This window comes from Kitasatospora sp. NPDC047058, assembly GCF_040643935.1.
In the GTDB taxonomy this organism is placed as follows: domain Bacteria; phylum Actinomycetota; class Actinomycetes; order Streptomycetales; family Streptomycetaceae; genus Kitasatospora.
This window is the reverse complement of sequence record NZ_JBEYVJ010000646.1, coordinates 1-2,804: the sequence shown is the minus strand read 5'-3', so window position 1 is coordinate 2,804 and position 2,804 is coordinate 1. Positions and strand designations below refer to the sequence as shown.

Below are 2,804 nucleotides of genomic sequence, written 5' to 3'. Positions count from 1 at the left end.
GTCGCCCGCGGCCAGCGGGGCCGGGCCGAGGCCGGAGAGCAGGTCGGCGGAGCGGCTGCCGAGCACCGGCGGGACGGCGATCCCGCCCGCCACCGCCAGGTAGCCGCGCGCGCCGTGCGTGGCCGGGCCGGTCTCCACGACGGCGCCCGCCGGGACGGCGACGGGTGCGCCCCAGGCGGCGGCCCGTCCGTCCACCCGCACCTCGCAGGGGGCGCCGGTCACGGCGACCAGCACCGGCCCCTCGGCGCGCAGCGCCACCCCGCCCAGCGTGGTCTCCAGCGCGGCAGCGCCCGGCTCGTTGCCGACCAGCCGGTTGGCCGCCCGGAGCGCGGGCGCGTCCAGCGCGCCGGCCCGCGGCACGCCGAGGTGGGCGACACCGCGCCGCCCGAGGTCCTGGACGGTGGTCAGCGGGCCCGGGCGGACCACCAGCAGCCCGGTCACGGCTGCTCCCTGCCGGGGCGCACCGGCGTGAACCGGACCCGCACGCCCGGGGCGAGCAGTGCCGCGGGCTCGCGGCCGGCGTCCCAGAGCGGCAGGCCGGTGCGCCCGAGGAGCTGCCAGCCGCCGGGGGAGGAGCGCGGGTAGACGCCGGTGAAGGGGCCGGCCAGGGCGACCGAGCCGGCCGGGACGGCGCTGCGCGGGGTGTCGCGGCGGGGCACCGCGTACCGCTCCGGCAGGCCGGTGAGGTAGCCGAAGCCGGGGGCGAAGCCGCAGAAGGCGACCGTGTACTCGGCCCCGGAGTGGATCCGCACGGCGGCCTCGGGGGAGACGCCCCAGAGGCCGGCCACCTCGGCGAGGTCGGCGCCGTCGTAGACGGTCGGCACCTCCAGCAGCGGGCCGGGCCGCGCGTCGGCCGCGGCCGGGCGCGCCGTCCGCAGGGCCGTGGTGAGCGCGCGGACGTCGGCCACGCCGTCCAGCAGGACGGTCCGCGCGGCGGGGACGATCTCCTCGACCGCGGGCAGCTCACCGGCCTGCTGGCGTGCGCGCAGCCAGGCGTACAGGGCGCCGACCTCCTCCGCCCCGGCGACCTCGGCCAGCAGCGCGCGCTCGCCGACCGGCAGGATCCGCGGCGCCCCCGCCTCCGATCCCCCCGCGGCCCCGGCGGCCTCCGTTCCCCCCGCCGCCGTCACGCGAAGGCCTCCACCCGGACGCCCGCCGAGGCGAGCGCGCCGCGGATCCGCCAGGCGAGCTGGGCGGCGCCCGGCGTGTCGCCGTGGACGCAGAGCGAGCGCGCCCCGACCGTGATCGGACCGCCGCCGACGGCCTCGACCGCGCCGTCCCGGGCGATGCCGACGGCGCGGGTGATCACCCGCTCGGGGTCGTGCACCACGGCGTCCGGCTCGCGCCGCGGGACCAGGCTGCCGGCCCGGGTGTACGCCCGGTCGGCGAAGGCCTCGGTGACCACCGGGAGCCCGACGTCCTCGGCGACCGCCAGCAGCCGGGAGCCGGGCAGGCCGAGCACGGGCAGCGGGCCGTCGCAGACCGCCCCGGCCCGCAGCACGCCGGCGACCACCGCCTCGGCCTGCTCGGAGTCGGCCACCACCCGGTTGTAGAGGGCGCCGTGCGGCTTGACGTAGGAGACCCGGGAGCCGGCCGCGCGGGCGAACACCTGGAGGGCGCCGATCTGGTAGGCGATCTCGTCGGCCAGCTCCTCCGACGGGACGTCCATCGCGCGCCGGCCGAAGCCCGCCAGGTCGCGGTAGGAGACCTGGGCGCCGATCCGCACCCCGCGCTCGGCGGCCAGCGCGCAGACCCGTCGCATGGTGGACGGGTCCCCGGCGTGGTAGCCGCAGGCGACGTTCGCGCTGGTCACCACGGAGAGCAGGGCCTCGTCGTCGGTCAGCGTCCACCGCCCGAACCCCTCGCCGAGGTCCGCATTGAGATCGATCACCGCATCGGCCACGCCCGTCCGCCTCCCAGCAGCTGTTGAGCCAGATCGTAGGGCCTGCGTGTGGTGCCCGGTGCCGCGCTGCCCGCCCCGGCCCGGGACCGCCCGGGGACCGCCCCGGCCCGGCGTGGTCCCGGGCCGGGGCGGTCCCCCGGACGGCTCAGCCGGTGACGGCGGTGGCGTGCGCGGTCCGCTCCAGCGGCCGCAGCACGATCAGCAGCGGGACGACGCCGACGATGCCGAACGACATGTCGATGAATCGCCAGAACAGCGGGATGCCGCGGAGCGGGCCGCAGACCAGCGCCAGGGGGATGACGCCCGCGCAGGCCAGGACGGCCCAGCGGATCACCCAGACGTTGCGCACCGGGTCCTTGAGCGGGCCCCAGAACGCGGCCGCGATGACCAGGTGGGCGAAGGCCAGCCAGTCGGTGCCGTAGGCGAGGAAGGGGTAGCGGTCGTTGGTCTCGGCGACGCCGTCGCGGACGCGGACCAGCCACTCGACCAGGACCGGTACGTGGTCGGTCAGGCCGGCCGCCGGGCCGGTGGCGAAGTCGGCCAGCAACCTGGTCTCGGTCTCCAGCGGGAACGCGGTCAGGCCGCTCAGCACGAGGCAGACCACGAAGATCCGGAGCCACTGCCGTACCCGCCGCATGGCCGCCTCGGTCGCGTTGCCCGGAGCGGTGCCCGGATCGTTGCCCATGGTGCGAACCTCCATGCCGAAGGGCGGGTGAGGCCTTGTCCCACCCGCGTGGCACGACTCCAGACCGCAGAATTGAACGTGTTCAACACGGGGTCGTCCGAGGTCGCCGCGCGGTGGCACCGAGCCCCGCGCCGCTCGCAGGCGCCGCAGGTCGCCCGCAGACCGCCCGCGGTCGTGCGCGGCCGGACACGCCGGGGGGGGGGGCCCCCCCACCAG

General features: G+C 78.2%; 3 protein-coding genes and 1 pseudogene. All 4 read right to left on the bottom strand.

Annotation, left to right across the window (positions count from 1 at the left end; translation table 11 throughout):
* Window positions 1-441, bottom strand: a pseudogene (locus ABZ885_RS38740) (allophanate hydrolase subunit 2 family protein); the annotation flags it as partial.
* Complete coding sequence (pxpB, locus tag ABZ885_RS38735; protein WP_360199537.1) at window positions 438-1,064, bottom strand: 5-oxoprolinase subunit PxpB; 627 nt, start codon at window positions 1,062-1,064, stop codon at window positions 438-440. The gene pxpB and the pseudogene ABZ885_RS38740, both read right to left, overlap by 4 nt.
* A gap of 62 nt (window positions 1,065-1,126) precedes the next feature.
* On the bottom strand, window positions 1,127-1,903 hold the full coding sequence (locus tag ABZ885_RS38730; RefSeq protein ID WP_360199535.1) for a 5-oxoprolinase subunit PxpA: 777 nt from the start codon (window positions 1,901-1,903) through the stop codon (window positions 1,127-1,129).
* 145 nt (window positions 1,904-2,048) lie between these two features.
* Window positions 2,049-2,588, bottom strand: a complete 540-nt coding sequence (locus ABZ885_RS38725; protein WP_360199533.1) for a hypothetical protein — start codon at window positions 2,586-2,588, stop codon at window positions 2,049-2,051.
* Window positions 2,589-2,804 lie beyond the last annotated feature (216 nt).

Bases quoted from the DNA above. Each gene is read 5' to 3' on its own strand.
- ABZ885_RS38725 (WP_360199533.1), bottom strand. From the start codon at position 2,588: ATGGGCAACGATCCGGGCACCGCTCCGGGCAACGCGACCGAGGCGGCC.